Source organism: Bradyrhizobium sp. AZCC 1578 (genome assembly GCF_036924675.1).
Classification (GTDB): Bacteria; Pseudomonadota; Alphaproteobacteria; order Rhizobiales; family Xanthobacteraceae; genus Bradyrhizobium.
The window spans coordinates 1,317,891-1,333,785 of sequence record NZ_JAZHRZ010000001.1 but is presented as its reverse complement, the minus strand read 5'-3'; the positions used below and the strand labels follow the sequence as shown (position 1 = coordinate 1,333,785).

At 61.6% G+C, this 15,895-nt stretch carries 14 protein-coding genes and 1 pseudogene; 8 read left to right on the top strand and 7 right to left on the bottom strand.

Going from position 1 to position 15,895, the window contains the following annotated elements:
- Positions 1-34 precede the first annotated feature (34 nt).
- The gene (locus V1290_RS06860) at positions 35-1,135 is read right to left on the bottom strand and encodes a FecR family protein (protein WP_334363666.1); all 1,101 of its coding nucleotides are present in this window, start codon (positions 1,133-1,135) and stop codon (positions 35-37) included.
- 213 nt (positions 1,136-1,348) lie between these two features.
- Between V1290_RS06860 and V1290_RS06855 the strand changes: the two genes are divergently transcribed.
- Positions 1,349-3,052: a ShlB/FhaC/HecB family hemolysin secretion/activation protein gene (locus V1290_RS06855; protein WP_334363665.1), complete on the top strand. Its 1,704-nt coding sequence runs from the start codon at positions 1,349-1,351 to the stop codon at positions 3,050-3,052.
- 2 nt (positions 3,053-3,054) lie between these two features.
- Here the strand turns inward: V1290_RS06855 and V1290_RS06850 are convergent, their stop codons facing one another.
- Complete coding sequence (locus V1290_RS06850; RefSeq protein WP_334363664.1) at positions 3,055-3,450, bottom strand: hypothetical protein; 396 nt, start codon at positions 3,448-3,450, stop codon at positions 3,055-3,057.
- Between the two features lie 232 nt (positions 3,451-3,682).
- Between V1290_RS06850 and V1290_RS06845 the strand changes: the two genes are divergently transcribed.
- On the top strand, positions 3,683-5,128 hold the full coding sequence (locus V1290_RS06845; RefSeq protein WP_334363663.1) for a caspase family protein: 1,446 nt from the start codon (positions 3,683-3,685) through the stop codon (positions 5,126-5,128).
- A gap of 54 nt (positions 5,129-5,182) precedes the next feature.
- Positions 5,183-7,221: pseudogene (locus V1290_RS06840) on the top strand (pyrroloquinoline quinone-dependent dehydrogenase).
- 358 nt (positions 7,222-7,579) lie between these two features.
- Here V1290_RS06840 and V1290_RS06835 read toward each other — a convergent pair.
- A complete protein-coding gene (locus tag V1290_RS06835) occupies positions 7,580-8,041 on the bottom strand; it encodes a PaaI family thioesterase (protein ID WP_334363662.1) in 462 nt (153 codons plus the stop codon).
- A 232-nt stretch (positions 8,042-8,273) separates the two neighbouring features.
- Here V1290_RS06835 and V1290_RS06830 point away from each other — a divergent pair, with 232 nt between their 5' ends.
- The 3 genes from V1290_RS06830 to V1290_RS06820 all read left to right on the top strand — a co-directional run bounded on the left by V1290_RS06830 (position 8,274) and on the right by V1290_RS06820 (position 9,407).
- Positions 8,274-8,549, top strand: coding sequence for a hypothetical protein (locus V1290_RS06830; protein ID WP_334363661.1), 276 nt, complete (start codon positions 8,274-8,276; stop codon positions 8,547-8,549).
- Between the two features lie 82 nt (positions 8,550-8,631).
- Entirely contained in the window at positions 8,632-8,862 is a 231-nt protein-coding gene (locus V1290_RS06825; protein WP_334363660.1) for a hypothetical protein, read from the top strand.
- Between the two features lie 209 nt (positions 8,863-9,071).
- Entirely contained in the window at positions 9,072-9,407 is a 336-nt protein-coding gene (locus tag V1290_RS06820; protein ID WP_334363659.1) for a PilZ domain-containing protein, read from the top strand.
- An 11-nt stretch (positions 9,408-9,418) separates the two neighbouring features.
- On the opposite strand, the gene V1290_RS06815 is transcribed toward V1290_RS06820, so the two are convergent.
- From V1290_RS06815 to V1290_RS06805, 3 genes are all read right to left on the bottom strand, one after another.
- A complete protein-coding gene (locus V1290_RS06815) occupies positions 9,419-9,661 on the bottom strand; it encodes a DUF6894 family protein (RefSeq protein WP_334363657.1) in 243 nt (80 codons plus the stop codon).
- A 219-nt stretch (positions 9,662-9,880) separates the two neighbouring features.
- Positions 9,881-10,060 carry a hypothetical protein gene (locus tag V1290_RS06810; protein ID WP_334363656.1) on the bottom strand — a complete coding sequence of 60 codons (180 nt, stop codon included), beginning with the start codon at positions 10,058-10,060 and terminating at the stop codon, positions 9,881-9,883.
- A 716-nt stretch (positions 10,061-10,776) separates the two neighbouring features.
- Positions 10,777-10,956, bottom strand: coding sequence for a hypothetical protein (locus tag V1290_RS06805; RefSeq protein ID WP_156434032.1), 180 nt, complete (start codon positions 10,954-10,956; stop codon positions 10,777-10,779).
- Positions 10,957-12,369: 1,413 nt separating this feature from the next.
- Between V1290_RS06805 and V1290_RS06800 the strand changes: the two genes are divergently transcribed.
- The gene (locus tag V1290_RS06800; protein ID WP_334363655.1) at positions 12,370-13,248 is read left to right on the top strand and encodes an IS1595 family transposase; all 879 of its coding nucleotides are present in this window, start codon (positions 12,370-12,372) and stop codon (positions 13,246-13,248) included.
- Positions 13,249-13,302: 54 nt separating this feature from the next.
- Here the strand turns inward: V1290_RS06800 and V1290_RS06795 are convergent, their stop codons facing one another.
- Positions 13,303-14,571 (bottom strand): hypothetical protein, encoded by a 1,269-nt coding sequence (locus tag V1290_RS06795; RefSeq protein ID WP_334363654.1) that lies wholly within the window; start codon positions 14,569-14,571, stop codon positions 13,303-13,305.
- A gap of 225 nt (positions 14,572-14,796) precedes the next feature.
- On the opposite strand from V1290_RS06795, the gene recA reads away from it, so the two are divergent.
- On the top strand, positions 14,797-15,888 hold the full coding sequence (gene recA, locus V1290_RS06790; protein WP_334363653.1) for a recombinase RecA: 1,092 nt from the start codon (positions 14,797-14,799) through the stop codon (positions 15,886-15,888).
- Positions 15,889-15,895: the final 7 nt, after the last annotated feature.

The following is a 15,895-nucleotide window of genomic DNA, read 5'->3' as shown; positions in this document are numbered from 1 at the left end:
TGGTCGTTCAGCTCTCTTGCAGTTGATTGTGCGGTTAGCGGCCTCTTCCGTGTCCACTGTTGCCACGGCCACTGCCATTGGCTCCGTTGCCATTCCCGTTGGCGGCATTTTCGCTGCCGCCATTGCCGTTACCATTGCCGCTGTTGCCATTGCCGCTATTGCTGTTGCCCCCGGCGACAGCCGCTACCGCGCTTGCATTTGCTCGACCGGCCGCACTGGCGACGGATCCGTTGCCATTATCTCCCTGACCATTGTTGGCGGCGGCCGTGTCCGTGCCGGGAGTTGATGAACCCCAGACCGTATTGGGTTCGGAGGCGCCCCGCGCCGCGCCGACCGAAGCCGAACCGCCGTGGGCGAGACCGTTGGTAACGCGATGGAAGTTCACCCGAACTTCGCCGATCGACGAGGAGATGCGAGTGACGCCATGTTTGGCGGGATGGGCGTTCGCATGCTTGTTTTGTCCGTTGGCCGCATGGCGTGGCGCGGAGAGACCGCCGCGCGGCACCGGCACGCGCTCGATCGAAGGCGCACGCGGCTTGCCGTGCTCGATCGGAGCGAGGGCGCCGGCTCCGCCCAGCGATAGGCCAGTCTTGCCGTTCGCGAACGCGGTCGCGTGCTGCCCGGCCATCACCTGCGCGATCTGGCCCGACTTGAAGTCGGCGACTTCGACCTGACCGCGGATCACATCGACGGTGGTCTTGCCGGCGTTGACGGTGACGCGGAATTGCGTGCCCTTCACCACGGCGGCGAGGTAAGGCGTTTCGACCTCGAAATGCTTGACGTTGCGTTTTTCGACGTCGAGCAGGATCGAGCCGGCCCGCTGCACGATCGTTGTCGACAGCCCTTCCTTCTTCTGGGCGGGAACGCCGACCACGGAATTCGGCCCAACCATGATCATTTCCTCGCCGCGCTTCAACAGAACGCGACCGGTGCGGCCGGTGCGAACCGTATCGCCCAGCTTCACCGCGTCTTCCTGCTTGATCGATGCCTGCTGCACGCCGCTGCCGGTGAGCCAGACCTCACCGGAGGATTTGCTGACCGTCCACTCGCCGCCATCGGCCGCGTAAGCGGCGGGAGCCGTCGCCAGGAAGAACATCGCCGCGAGTGTTCTCGAGGCGTGAGCGATCGCACGCATGAAGCTCTCTCCGATTGCCGCTTTGTCCCGGACGATATTGGAAATGTTTCAAGATTGAGTGAGCGGAAGCCGCCATCTGCGAGTGACCCATTAACCATTCGTTGACCATAATTTTCTATTAAAAATCAAATGGCTAGAGAATCCACCCACGATCCCGGTTCCTTATCAGTACAATTACGGAAACCGGCCTATTCAGCTTTATCCCGCGCGGTGATGATTGGCCTCGGGCTGTGGACTTCGCTCGTCTGTTTGCCGGCGCAAGCGCAGCAAGCGCATCAGCCCGGTTACGATCCGCGGCAGACTGAAAAGCGTTTCGAGGACCAGCAATCGAGCCAGGGCGCGAACGGGCGACCTCGATTGCCGTCGCCGCCATTCGCCGGGACGGAGGGGCAGGGAGATACCAAGCCGCTGTTCGTGCTTCGGCACGTCTCGATCAGCGGCGCCGTCGCGATACCGCAGAACCGGCTGGTCACGACGTATCAACCTTACATTGGGAAAAAGGTGTCGCAGGCCGATTTGGCGGCGATGGCGAGCGCGGTCAGCGAAATCTATCGCGCCGCCGGCTTTCACCTCAGCCGGGCGATCATCCCGCCGCAGGATGTCCAGAGCGGCGAGCTTCGCATTCAGGTCGTCGAAGGCAGCATCGCGGAGCTGACGCTGAAGGGGGATGGCGCCGACGAATTCGGCGTCCGGCCTATGCTCGATGCCGTATTGGCCGAGCGGCCCTCGCGGCTTGCAACGCTCGAACGGCAATTGTTGTTGATCAATGGCCGCCCAGGCGTGCGCATCATTGACACGGCGATCGATGAGATCGGCACGACAAGCGGCCATTTCCGCCTGATCCTGTCCGTGAAAACCTGGCACGTCTTCACTTCGTTCGGTATCGACAATCTCGGATCGTCGTCGGTGGGGCCATGGCAAAGCTATGGGACGGCCGCGTTCAATTCCTATCTGGCGCCCGGCGATTCGCTGGTGTTCAACCTTTCGACCACGCCGGGCGATCCCAGGCAGCTCGCATTCGGCCGTCTGTCCTACGAAGTGCCCGTCGGCACTGACGGTGCGCGTATCGGTACATCCGGCTATTACAGCGAAGTCTGGCCCGGTGATTACCGCCGTTTCTACAGCGACAACATCAAGACCTATTCGTTCGAAATTCGCGGCGGCATCGCTCCGTTGCAGTCGCAGAAGTCCAGCCTGACGCTGACCGCGGCTGCCGGATTCACCAATGCCACTGAAAACGATGTGTTCGGCCCGATCTATGCCGACCGCATCCGCACCGCGAGCCTCACGTCGGACTACCGCCTGCAGGACCATTTCGGCGGCACCAATTATCTGACGGTGAACTATCGCCAGGGCCTCGACATTCTCGGCGCCTCGCACCGCGACGACGACTACCTGTCGCGCGTCGGCGCGTCCGGCACATTCTCGGCGCTGAATTTCTGGTTCACGCGCTATCAGACGCTGACGGGTGCATGGTCGGTGAAGCTCGCTGCCGCCGGCCAGGCGGCGTCCGGCCCGCTCTTCACTTCGCAGCAATTCTATCTCGGCGGCATTGCGTTCGGCCGCGGCTATGGCAGCGCCGAGATCAGCGGCGACAACGGTTTCGCGGGCTCGCTCGAACTGCGCTTCGACCAGAAGACGAACCTGCAATATCTGAGCGGCTACCAGCTCTACGGCTTCGTCGACAGCGGTGTCGCCTGGAATGACGGCTACCAGCTTAGCGACGGCCTTTCGCTGACCTCCGCCGGCGTCGGCGTTCGCTTCTTCCTCGCCGAAGGCCTGCAGGCCGATATCGGCGCCGCCGCGCCGCTCAGCTATCGCGCGCCTGATAATCCCACCCGCGGCGCGCGCGTGCTGTTCTCGCTGACCAGCGCGCTGAAGCTCTGCCCGGTCCGGGCGACGACCCGGTGTCTGTAGCGCTACACCGGCTCGTAGCTCTCGGTCGCACAGGTATCCTCGGCTTCGACCTTTTGGCGATCGGCGATCGCGCCGTCGGAAATTTCGATCCGATAGGTCTGCGTGCCCAGCGGCTTGCCGGTCACCGAAATCACTTCGGCCTTGACGCAGGCGGTCCAGCCCGGGCCGCGGAGGTTGGGGCGTGGCTCGGAGACGCGGACCTGGGTCGGTTGCGACGCCGCCACGAACACCGAATCCAGCTTCTGCCGCAGCAGCAGCTTGACGTCGGGCGGTGTCCCCAGCGCTGGCGGGTCCGGCGCCTTGCCGCGCATGAAGTCGGGCAGCGGCGCGCGGACATCGGCAAAACCGCAACCCGCAAGCGTCAGCGCTGCGCCCGCTACCAGCGCTATGTGAACCACGATCCGCCGCATCGGAGGTTGTTTTACCCCGGCGGCGCCATTTCGGACAGGGGATTGCCGTGCACATAACGATCTCGCGACTGTGATTTGGATCACTGCGCGGGATTCCGGGCCGGCGACAAGATCGCCGTTGAATCGGGCCGCCGTCGCGCCTCACATCGCGCGGCCGGCTTGAACCTTTGGCTTCGAGGCCGTGACCAATCCGAGGCCTGCATTGTCGGGAGGTGGCATCATGTTCCGTCACGCGCTGCTCAAGCTGATGATTCCCGCGGCGGTTCTGCTGGGCGCCCATTCGGCCTCCGCCGAAAGTCGCCTCGCACTGGTGATCGGCCAATCCGCCTATCGCTCGGTGCCCGCGCTGCCCAATCCGGCCAATGACGCCAAGGCGGTCACGCAATTGCTGACCGATTCCGGCTTTGAGGTTTCGACCGCGGCCGATCTTTCGCAGAATCAAATGCGGGAGGTGGTCAGCGAATTCGCCGGCAAGGTGGCCGCGAAAGGCGCCGATACGGTCGCCCTGGTGTTTTACGCCGGCCATGGGCTGCAGATCGACGGCGAGAATTTTCTGGTCCCGGTCGATATCGATCCGAAGCGGGAAGCCGACATTCCGATCCAGGCGGTGCGCCTCAACGACATCCTGAACACGCTGACATCGGTGCCGAGCAGGATGCGCATCCTGATGCTCGATGCCTGCCGCAACAATCCGTTCCCCGATCTCAAGACCGCCGGCAGCGGCCTTGCGCTGGTCGATGCCAAGGTTGGTGCGCCCGGCACGTTCCTGTCGTTCTCGACCTCGCCCGGCGCGGTCGCGGAAGACGGCTCGGGCTCCAACAGCCCGTATACGACCGCGCTGCTGGTGGCGGGCAAGGAGCAGGGGATTCCGATCGAGGAGACCTTCAAGCGGGTGCGGCTTGCGGTGAACAAGGTCACCGATGGGCGGCAGACCCCGTGGGACAGCTCTTCGCTGACCGAGGATTTCCGCTTTTCTGGCGCGTCGGTCGCAGGATCCAAACCTGCCGCAGCTCCGAAGAAGACGGTTGCCGAGTGGACGCGCGATCTGAAGGGCAAGCCGGTCGAGGCGGCAAACGAGTTGATGGTGGCCGACGGCACCGACGAAGCCTATGAGGCCTTCGCCAGCCTCTACCCGCAAACGTCGCTCGGACGGCTGGCGCGGGACTGGCTGGTCCGGCACCGGCGCATGGTGGCGTGGAACAACGCCGTGCTGATCAACACCGCGTCCGGATATCGTTCGTTCCTGACGCGATTCCCCGACAGCGATCTGGCCGCGACCGCGCGCAAGCTGGAGGAGCGGCTGCGCAACCGGCCCGACTTCACCCCGGCCGTTGCGGCCGCCAACGCAGCCGTGCCGCAGAACGTCGCGCTCGCCGCGCCGATGTGCCCCTGCAACGTCCAGCCACCGCAGCAGCCGATCAAGGTCAATGCACCGGTCAAACGCATCGAGCCCGATCCGCCGAAGCGGGTCGATCGCAAGCCGCCGCGGCGTGTGCGTGAGCCGGATGACGACGTTGTGGTCGTTCGCCGTCCGCCCCCGCGCGTGGTCTACGAGCAGCCGCCACCGCCGCCGCCGGTCAGCATCGGCATCGGGATCGGTCTCGGTGGATTCGGCGGCGGACGCGGCGGCAACTATGGCGACCACGGCGGCCGGGGTAGATACTGAAGTGCCAATAGGGTAATCGATCCCGCAAGCGTGGGTTGCGCTTGCGGGGGCAGGATGCGAAATCCGGTTTGTCTGTTCGCTTTGATCGTTGCTATCTTCTGCGCGGGTAATCCGCTTCCTGCTTGCGCCTGGGAGCATTGGGGCGGCGATCGCGGCGGATCGCGGTTTTCGCCGCTCAAGCAGATCACGCCCGACAATGTCGGCAGTCTCGTTCGCGCCTGGGAGTTTCGCACCGGCGACCTCGATCGCCGGCCGGTCGAGGCGATGAAGCGGACCAAGTTTCAGGCCACGCCGCTGCTTGTCGAGGACAGCCTGATCTTCTGCTCGCCTTTCAACGAGGTCATCGCGCTCGACCCCGGCAGTGGTGCGCCGAAGTGGCGATATGATCCTGGTATCTCGACAGCTCAACGCCCGGCCAACCGCTACACTTGCCGTGGCGTTGCCTATTGGCTCGACGAGCGCGCCGCTGAGACTGCCGCCTGCCGCGCACGGATATTCATGGGCACCAACGACGTGCGCCTGATCGCGCTCGACGCCACAGGACCGGCGTTCCCTGCGCCGATTTCGGCAACAATGGCGAGATCAAGTTCGCACTCGGTCCATTGGAGTGGCCCGGCGAATTCCAGATCACGTCGGCGCCCGTCATTATCAGCGACACCGTCATCGTCGGCTCCGCAATTGCAGATAATCGCCGCGTCGAAGCGCCGCCGGGCACGGTGCACGCTTTCGATGCGCGAACCGGGCAGCCGCGCTGGAGCTTCGATCCGCTGGTGCATGATGGCATCATTGCCGGCCACGCCAATGTCTGGGCGCCGATGTCGGTGGACGAGGAGCGCGGCCTGGTATTCTTGCCCACGTCCTCGCCGAGCCCGGATTTCTGGGGCGGCAAGCGGCCCGGCAACAACGACTACGCCAATTCGGTGGTGGCGCTGCGCGCGGAGACCGGCGAGCGGGTGTGGTCGTTTCAGACAGTGCATCACGACGTCTGGGATTTCGACCTGCCGGCGCAGCCGACGTTGGCGCGCATCGACACCGGTGAAGGCCTGCGCGACGTCGTGATCCAGCCCACCAAACAAGGTTTCGTGTTCGTGCTCGACCGCGATACCGGCGAGCCGGTGTGGCCGGTGGAGGAACGCGCGGTGCCGCAGGGCGGTGCCGAAGGCGAGCAGCTCTCGCCGACGCAGCCGTTTCCGACCCACGTCCCGGCGCTGCTGCCGCAACAGATCTCGGCCGACGACGTGTTCGGCCTGATTCCGTTCTGGGACAGCGGAGCCTGCCGCGCGCAGGTCGCCTCTGCCCGCAACGAAGGCCTCTACACGCCGCCGTCCACGCAGGGCACCGTGGTGTTTCCAATGACCGGCGGCGGCGTGAACTGGGGCGGCGTCGCATTCGATCCGGTCAGCCAGATCCTTTACGCCAATACGACGCGGGCGATTCACATTATCAAATTGCTTCCACGTGCCGCTATGGCCGATGGCTTCAAGCCGCCGCCCGGTCACGACTTCGGACGGCAACAGGGCACGCCGTTTGCGATGACGCGGGCGGTTGCACTGTCGCCGCTCGGGCTGTTGTGCAACAAGCCGCCCTGGGGCGAGATGGTCGCGGTCGATCTGAAGGCCGGCAAGATTCTCTGGCGATCGAGGGTAGGCACTACGGAAGATCGTGCGCCGCTCGGCATCGCTTTTCCCTTCGGCACGCCGCTCGTCAGCGGCGTCGCGATCACCGCCGGCGGCCTCGTCTTCACCGGCGCGATGGATGCTTATTTGCGCGCCTTCGACGCCCGGTCGGGGCGGGAGCTGTGGCAGGGCCGGTTGCCGGTGCCGGGCGTCGCCAATCCCATGACCTACATGTGGAAGGGCGAGCAATATGTCGCGATCGGCGCCGGCGGTCATTCCGAGTCCGGCACCACGATCGGCGACAGCGTGGTGGCGTTCCGCCTGGCGCGGCCGGGCGAAACGCCCTCGCTGTGGTCGCGCACCATCGACCGGCCCGGTGGGCGATTTATGAGCGGGGCGATTGCGGTCGGGTTGGCGATCGTGGTGATGGCGATCGTGCTTTGGCGCTGGCGGCGGAGCAGAGTGGTCAAGGTGTAGATTTCCGCAACAACTCCATCGTCGTCCCTGCGAACGCAGGGACCCATACTCCGCGGCAGTTCTTGTTAGAAACGACAAGCTAACTACGACCTCACAAAACAATTTCGGCCGGTGGCTATGGGTCCCTGCGTTCGCAGGGACGACGTGAGGATGGATTTTGGATTCGACCGTCAAACAACTCGCTCGCAATGACGGTGGATATAGTTTCGCGTTCTCGCGGCGCGTTCCGCCCGAGCTTTGCATCTTCGTTTGGCCCTCTCCAATCAGAGGGCGCAGGGAAGACCGGGTGCTTGATGGTCGGCACGGCGCAAGGGCGCCTTTGCCCACCCTACAATTTCCTACAATTTCCTACAATTTTCTAAAGCAACGCGAACGCGCTCGAGACCATCGCCACCGGCTTGTTATCGGTCGCAGAAAGCAGCGTGACCCGGCCGAAGCTCATGGTGCGCCCGAGGCGGACCACGCGCGCATCGGCCAACACGTCGGAGGCAGAGACCGCGCGCATGAAATGCGTGGTCTGGTCGACCGTTGTCATCGCGCGGTAGCCGCGGTTGGCGGCGAGGTTGGCGATCACCATCGCGGTATCGGCGAATGCCATCAGCGCCTGGCCCGAGACCGTGCCGCCATTGCGGCACAGCCGCTCCGAGAACGGCAGGCGCAGGATCGCGCCCGGCTGCCAGTCGGCGGCATCGCCGGGCGGAGCAGAGTCAAAGCGCTCGATCGACAGGTTGAGATCCATCACCCATGGCGCAAAGACCTCGCCGAGCACGCGCGCTGCTTCCGCGATGCCGAATTCGCCCGCTTGTGGCTGTTGTTGCATGAACGTCCGTTTCCTCGTCCGATCTTGTTGTCGGCGCATTGTAGTGGTCATTGCGGCGAAGGGAACAGCGGCGTGGGCTGCCACAGTCCGGCGCGATCGGCAAAGCGATTGGACGCAAGCGCCTGAAACCCTGCAGGCGTCGAACCAAAGGCTTGTCCGCGCGTGCTTGGCTTGGCGGTTACGTCGGTGGTATCTTTGCCGAAACGCTGAAAGCATCGCAAAGGAGAGCGTCATGAGAATGCTGAGCGCGGCCGTAATGGTGGTGTTGTTGATGGTGCCGGCCCACGCACAGATGACTCCCAATATCAACCTGATGCCGGAACTCCAGTCTAAATCGCCGGAGGAAAGGGAGCAGGACGCGATCAAGGAGAAGGCTTACAAGGATTCCTTGCGGAAGATTCCCGATGCCAAGACCTCTTCCGACCCCTGGGGCACGGTGCGCAGCACCGAGGCGCCCAAGGCCGCGGCGCCCGCCAAGAAGAACAAGACCGGCAGCAGCAGTCAGTAGCTTCCCCGCCAAAGCGGCGGGTAGGATTCGCTCGCCGCTACCCCTATATTTGACCTGTCGTTATCGTGTCTGGAGTTACGACATGGTCTTTCGTCCGCGCGATCTCGCGAGCCGGATGGCCGGCCGGCGCAAGCTGGGCGACGGCTACCTGCGCGAGACGTTTACGCTGCCGCGTGACGAGGCGAGGGCGAGGGCGCGCGACTTCCTCAACCGCTATCCCAAGGCGGCCTATATGAGCTCGGTCGAAAGCTGGCGCGAGCTGCCCAGTGGCGACATCGAATTCACCATGCGCCGGCTTGCCAGCGCCGATTAGGTGACGCGGTTCCACTGGCGCCGGAATTTAACATCGACTCTCCGATTTTTGCCGGATTCCGATAACCCGGTATTGAGGTATTCCGCCTAGTAGTTCCCGGACAGAAGCGGGCCAGAATGGCGGACGGCCGTTGCTACCGTCATTCCGGGCGTGCGGAGCACCAGCCGGAATGATGCAGACTGCGACAGGACGACCCGACAGGAGAAATTATGGCGAGAGACCGCAAAGACCTTGGTGCCCGCAAGTTCGTTCGGGTCGACTTGCGCAAGCCGGGATTCCTGATTCCGGCGCCGGATGCGCCATGGATCGAGTGCTACATCCTCGACATTTCCGAGAACGGCGCCTGCTTGGATGTGGGCGACCTCGCGGTTCCCAAGGTGTTCGGCCTTTCTCTAACCGCGGGCGGCGAGGTGCGCAGGGTATGCACGCTGATCTGGCGCAGGGGCGAATTGGTCGGCGTCCGCTTCGTCTCGGCCCGGGAGCTGCGCAACGGCGTGGCGCCGCCAGGTGAACCCGATGCCGCTTCCCGGAAGGCCCACGCCTAATTGCCGTTCGTTTAGTCAGGATCCTGCAACGTCTCGGCCACCAGGCGAATCCGGAATACCGGCTTTTTGGATTCATCCAGCAATTCCATCTGCCACGCAGTGTTCTCGGGCAGCTTGCGGGAAACGTCCGCGATCATGTCGCCGCAGACCCCGGTCATTTCCTTCCACGCGGCGTTGTGGTCGGCAAATTCCGCACCGTCATTGCAGACGCATGCATCCTCGCCATGTCGAACGCTGAAGAAAAAGATCGGCATGGCAAGCTGACCAAATGTAAAATGGGGCCGCCGTTGGCCCTGAGATCCCCCATCCGGCGGGGAGTGGATTCCTCGCATATCGAAAGATCAACTCCGGGTTTTTACGGGTCCAGGCGCGCTGCCGGGCATATAAACCGGGTTATCGCTTGGGTCTAATCTGATGCAGTTGCAGAGAAACTTCCCCGGCTGGAAGGCCTGCGGAAGCGGCAGCCGAGCGGGTTACTCCCGTTCTGCTTTTTTCAGCTCCCGATCGATCCGAAGCTGGACCCGCCGGATGGCAAGCAGATTGAGTCTGGCTTCGGTCTTGCCCGTGACGACCCTGTCGCCGATACGGAATTGCCATTTCCAGATGCCCGGAGCGACCGCCGTCACGCTGTATTCGACGCCCTTGTGGATCATATAGAATCCCGCTGCGGCTCCCGACCGCTTCAAACCGGACCTCTGACTTAAAATTGTAATTGTTCCTGCCGCGGGCAATGCCTTTGCCGCGACGCGCACGGCCGAAATCCGCTACCGGGGGCTTCAACCCCATCGGTGTGACCGAATTCCCTTGCTCAGCCTAATTTCCGCGGCGCGCAAAAAGCACTGCGCCGCGCAAGCGGAGTATGGTCGCTTGGCGGCGCAGGCCTATTCCCCGAGTGATGCAATGTCCCAGGCAAGAATTTTGTCGGGGACGATATGAAAAAGGTTCAACGCGCCCGACGGCAAATTTGCCGGGCGATTTGCGCGCATAGGGCGCGGCCGCCCGGCGGGCGGGCTCCCTATTTCTGCCGCGATGGATAAGGCTGTCGCGGCGGAATATGGGTTCTCGATGGCGCGTCCGGCCGGACCGGCTGCGGCACCCTTGAGGGCTCCGGCGTGCGGCTGAGGTTCAACGGCCACGTGAGGAGATGAGCGCCATGGTGTTGAAGCGTCGGCAGGATGGGGTCGTGGTCAAGGACGGTCACAGGGGCGGTCGTTCGTATCTGCATGCCGCTGGCATAGCGTACAGCGCCTTGAAGGACGGTTCAGATGGAGCCGCAAGCACGCTTAAAATTGTAGGCGACGTCACCGCGTCCCGATTTGCAAGGTCGGATAACGATGAGGCCGCCGGTTCGGCGGCCTCATCGCGAGAGCTAGCCTTCCGGCTGCTCTACATCAGGCGCCCGGGGGCTGGCGTCCGGCGCCTCTTCACTTCTGGCCCGAAGGTCGGCGGCCTTATCGAGAAAGCCCGCGGCGATCTCCGGATCCGTGGTGGCCATTGCAAATTTGAGAAAGGTTGCCGCTTGTTCCGTGAGGTATTTCTTGCCCGGCACAATACTGGTTCCCCGTTACTACCCGTCACTACCTGCCGCACCCGCTGCAATTACGCACTGCGGCGAAATCCGTTCCGGGGAAAAGTGCAAAACTATACTTAAGTCGGATGGCTCACCCGGATCGTGTGTTCGGACTGGGTTGGGCTGGGCGCCGAAGGCGGCAACCTCACGAGGCAGTGGGCGCGGTGTCCTCGCCCAAAAGCTTCCCGGTTTCCTTATGGATGAAGTGAAGCCGGGTGCAGGCGAGGCAAACGACGGACACATACGAATTGGGCTCGTCCTCCGGCGCGGTCGCCGGAAGCCAATGCTGCACCTTCGTGCCCAGCCGTGGGCATGTGAAAAGAATGTGTCGGCCCGTCATTGGCGAGAGATAGGCAGAGGCTGGGCGCCGGGTCACCTCCGTATGTTTGCGTAGTTGGGGGGACCGTCCGGGCAGCGAAAGCGAGGCGCGGGGAGCGGCTATCTTCGTCAGGGCGCACCGGGAGCTGGGTCGGATATTCCTGAGTTTCGGAATCGGAAACACCGTGGTGTTACGGACTCCAAAAGTGCGTGTGGAAAATTCTATGCTTGATGTCGCCGGGGCTGCTTTTCATCCCGAACCAATTTGTACCGGCTGGGGGCCGCCGAAAGGCGGCCCTTTCAATTTGCGCGAGGCGGAGGGACTTGGGCCTGCAGAACAGAGGCGGCCTCAATCTTCAGTCCGCCATCCTCCGAGGAGGAACACCTTGCGCGGTCTCCGGTTCGGCCCTGCCTGCGATTGAACGTCAGTGAGGTCAACCGCCCTTCGCTTCATTAGAAGCCTTGTGACGATGCCAAGCGCGACGAAGGGTCCGAGGTAGATGGCAAGTGTGGTGAGTGCGCTCATGAGCCGCTCGCGCTGGAGATGTTACGGCAAACGAGGACACTCCCAAAATCAACTTAGGCGTGAGGGTCAAATACGGACAGGATCCTGCGGCGGTACTGGCCGAATTAGGCCACTCGCCAATTCAAATCAGGTCACCGAAAACCACCAATGTCGGAAGCCAGACAGACGACACCGGAGTTGGGGTTTAATGCGTGCCTAGGCGGCCGGGATGCCGCCCGTCCATAAAAAAGGACGACCCCAGCCAATTGCTGCTCAGGTGGACGGCTGCAATGACGGACCAATCCCATGAGGTCCCGCAGGACCTCCGTAATCTCGTCCGCCTTGTCTCGGCTTGCACGTTAGGCCTCTGGGCATTTGCAGCAGGTTTGCTGATCGGGGTCTTTCTGTTTTCGTGATCAAGGGCCTGAGTACTGGCCGGAAATAGGCCAGTACCTGCGCGGCGCGGTGGTACTGTCCTTACGGACAGTACCGGCGCGCGGATATATACCCTCTAGACATGTAGAACAAACCCCGATACAGTACATATATTCTCAGGGGAGGCGTTCGACATGGCCCAGAAACCGAGCAAAATTCGCGAGTTTCAGAAGCGGTTCCCCGACGAAGATAGCTGCCTGACGCACCTGATGCGGACCCGGTTCGGCGAGCGTTTCACCTGCTTCAAGTGCCAGAAAGAGGCGACCTATTACCGGGTCAAGGCGCGCCGCTCGTTCGAGTGCGAGCATTGCGGCTATCAGGTCTACCCGACCGCCGGGACGCCCTTTGAGAAGACCCGTACCAGCCTGCGGGACTGGTTCTACGTGATGTTCCTGTTTTGCGAGACCCGGAACGGCGTGGCCGCGAAAGAGGTCCAGCGCCAGCTAGGCGTGACCTACAAAACCGCTTGGCGAATGTGCCACCTGATCCGACTCTATATGGGCTACGTTGACGGCGACTATCCGATGGGCGGTCTCGGCAAGACGGTGGAGGCTGATGAGACCTTCATCGGCGGCAAGGACGAACTTGGCAAGGACGATAAGGCAATCGTGTTTGGCGTGATCGAGCGTGGCGGCGATGTCGTCACTCGCGTCGTGCAGGCGCGCACCAAGCATCACATCATTCCGCATATCGTGCGGTTCGTGAAAGACGGCTCGCGCCTTCACACGGACGAAGCGTCAAACTTCAAGCTGCTTAAAGAGCGTTACGGCTATGACCACGAAATGGTCGATCACTCAGCCAAGGAACACGTTCGCGACGACGTTCACACCAACTCAATCGAATCGTTCTGGTCGCAGGTTAAGCGCGGTATCAACGGGACTTACGTTTGGGTTTCGAAGAAGCACTTGCAGCTTTACCTGCGCGAGTTCGAGTATCGCCATAACCTGCGCCGCCAGCCTGCTTTGATGTTCGAGCTTTTGTTGCAGGCGTTTCCCCGGGTACGGGTTGAGTAACCATCGCCTGCAAGAGTTGGTCGAAGCGTCTCGTGGTGTTTGGCTGTTTCTTGTTCATGGGGAAATCTTTCCTCTCAACTCAAGTACTTTAGCCCGCGCTTCGTTTCTCCATTGCACGAATAGATTCATTGCTTCGTGATATTCCGTCATTGAATCGTCCATGAATGCCAGCAGCGCCTCCTTGGAGGCGTTTTGCTTGACCGTATCTTGAACGTACATGAACTGAACCAGATATTTTTCAATAGCCTTTAGCGTCTTGGTGAACTGCGGCTGCTCGACCATTCCAGTAAGATCTTTGTATTCTGGCGTGTTGTTGCGCAAACTATCAAGTTTAAGGCACGCGGCCTTAAACTCGTCACGGAAGGCCAGCAGATCAGGTCGAAATGTGGGATTGTCCTTTGGGTCTTTGAGGGCGTTCCACCAATTTTGTTGCAATGGAAATTTGTCGATGACCGGCTGCATGTCATCCGACAACACCTTAAGAAACTTGTCGATTGCTCTGACCTTCAATTCCGCTTCATAGGTTGATAGCGGTCGGGGTGCGGGAGGCGGCGGCGGTGCGGGGGGAACAACAGCAGGGGTAGTTGTAGTTAAAACCTCCGGCGCGGTTTCTTTTTGCGGTTTAGCCGGAGTGGCGTTCAGGACCTTTATTTCAAGATCAAGGTTCTTCAGATCGCCCATGAAAGCGATGATTGCGCTCCTTGATTCTCTGTCCTTAACTTCGAATTCGGGGAGCGCTGATTGAGACGAAACAACAATCTGGCTTGCGTTCACAGGCTTTTCGAAGGTGAGAAAAACGTTCCAAGTTTTTATTTCTTTTCGCCCTTCGGGGGAAACTATAACGACAACGTTCGCAAGAGCATACCAGCGCCAAATATTTGATAGATGATTGGCTAGAGGGGGGCCGCCGCCAAATTTCAAGCTGAGGTGGGTGTCAATGTCACTTGCGGGCGTCACGTCTGCTTGTGGGGTGCCTGCCTGTGTAGATTGTGATTTCACCAAATGCCAGACGCCAAAGCCTGCGAAGCATATGGCGCTGACCAGCATTCCGATCATCGGTAGGGACATTTTGACGTCTCGCGGCTTGGTGCTCCAATAGATCAGAACCAGGCCGACGAGCACAACTAACAGGGCTGTACCTGGGGGAGGGTTGATCATCTTGTTGATGACCTCTCCAACCCAGCTTGGGTCTTTAGAGCGCTCGTAGAAAAAATCGAATGTTGTGATGGTTGCCAAGAATTTTCGCGCCAGCGGCAATTCCCATAGGAGGACACCAAGCCCCGCGAACCCCAACAAAGCCTTAACCGCAGTCTGCTTGACCATGAGCGAATCCCGGAACCGGCATACTACTACCGGTAGCTAAGGGGCAGTCCATACCACAAGTCATATTACATGTCCTAAGGGTATATATCTGCCGGCGCGGTGAAAAGAACATATTGCGAACATAGAACAAAGGTGGTACAAGGGTTCCTAGACGAAATCGAATCCCAAAAGCTGCTCACCGCCGTTTGTCCCGCTCGCGAATCCCCGCCATAAGGAGCACGTATTATGTCCGCCACTGCCCTGCGTATCGTTGAAGGATCCTCCATGGATAAGACCAAGGCCCTGTCTGCCGCGCTCTCCCAGATCGAGCGCCAGTTCGGCAAGGGCTCGGTGATGAAGCTGGGCAAGAACGACCGTTCGATGGACGTCGAGACGGTGTCCTCGGGCTCGCTCGGCCTCGACATTGCGCTTGGCGTCGGCGGGTTGCCGAAGGGGCGGGTGGTGGAAATCTACGGGCCGGAATCGTCGGGCAAGACCACGCTGGCGCTGCACACGGTGGCGGAAGGACAGAAGAAGGGCGGCATCTGCGCCTTCATTGACGCCGAACACGCGCTCGATCCGGTCTATGCGCGCAAGCTCGGCGTCAACATCGACGAACTCCTGATCTCGCAGCCCGATACCGGCGAGCAGGCGCTGGAAATCTGCGACACGCTGGTGCGCTCCGGCGCGATCGACGTGCTGGTGGTCGATTCGGTGGCGGCCCTGGTGCCGAAGGCCGAACTCGAAGGTGAGATGGGCGATGCGCTGCCCGGCTTGCAGGCGCGGCTGATGAGCCAGGCGCTGCGCAAGCTCACCGCCTCGATCAACAAGTCCAACACCATGGTGATCTTCATCAACCAGATCCGCATGAAGATCGGTGTGATGTACGGCTCGCCGGAAACAACCACCGGCGGCAACGCGCTGAAATTTTACGCCTCCGTCCGTCTCGACATCCGCCGCATCGGCGCCATCAAGGAGCGCGACGAAGTCGTCGGCAACACCACCCGCGTCAAGGTGGTGAAGAACAAGCTGGCGCCGCCTTTCAAGCAGGTCGAATTCGACATCATGTATGGCGAGGGCGTCTCCAAGATGGGCGAGATCCTCGACCTTGGCGTCAAGGCCGGCATCGTCGAAAAATCCGGCGCCTGGTTCTCCTATGACAGCCAGCGGCTGGGCCAGGGTCGCGAGAACGCAAAAGCCTTCCTCAAGGCTAATCCCGACATGGTCGCCAAGATCGAGACGGCGATCCGCCAGAACTCCGGCCTGATCGCCGAGCAGATTCTGGCAGGTCCCGCCAAGCGCGACGCCGACGGCGAGGAGCCGGCGGACGACGAATAAGTTTTGA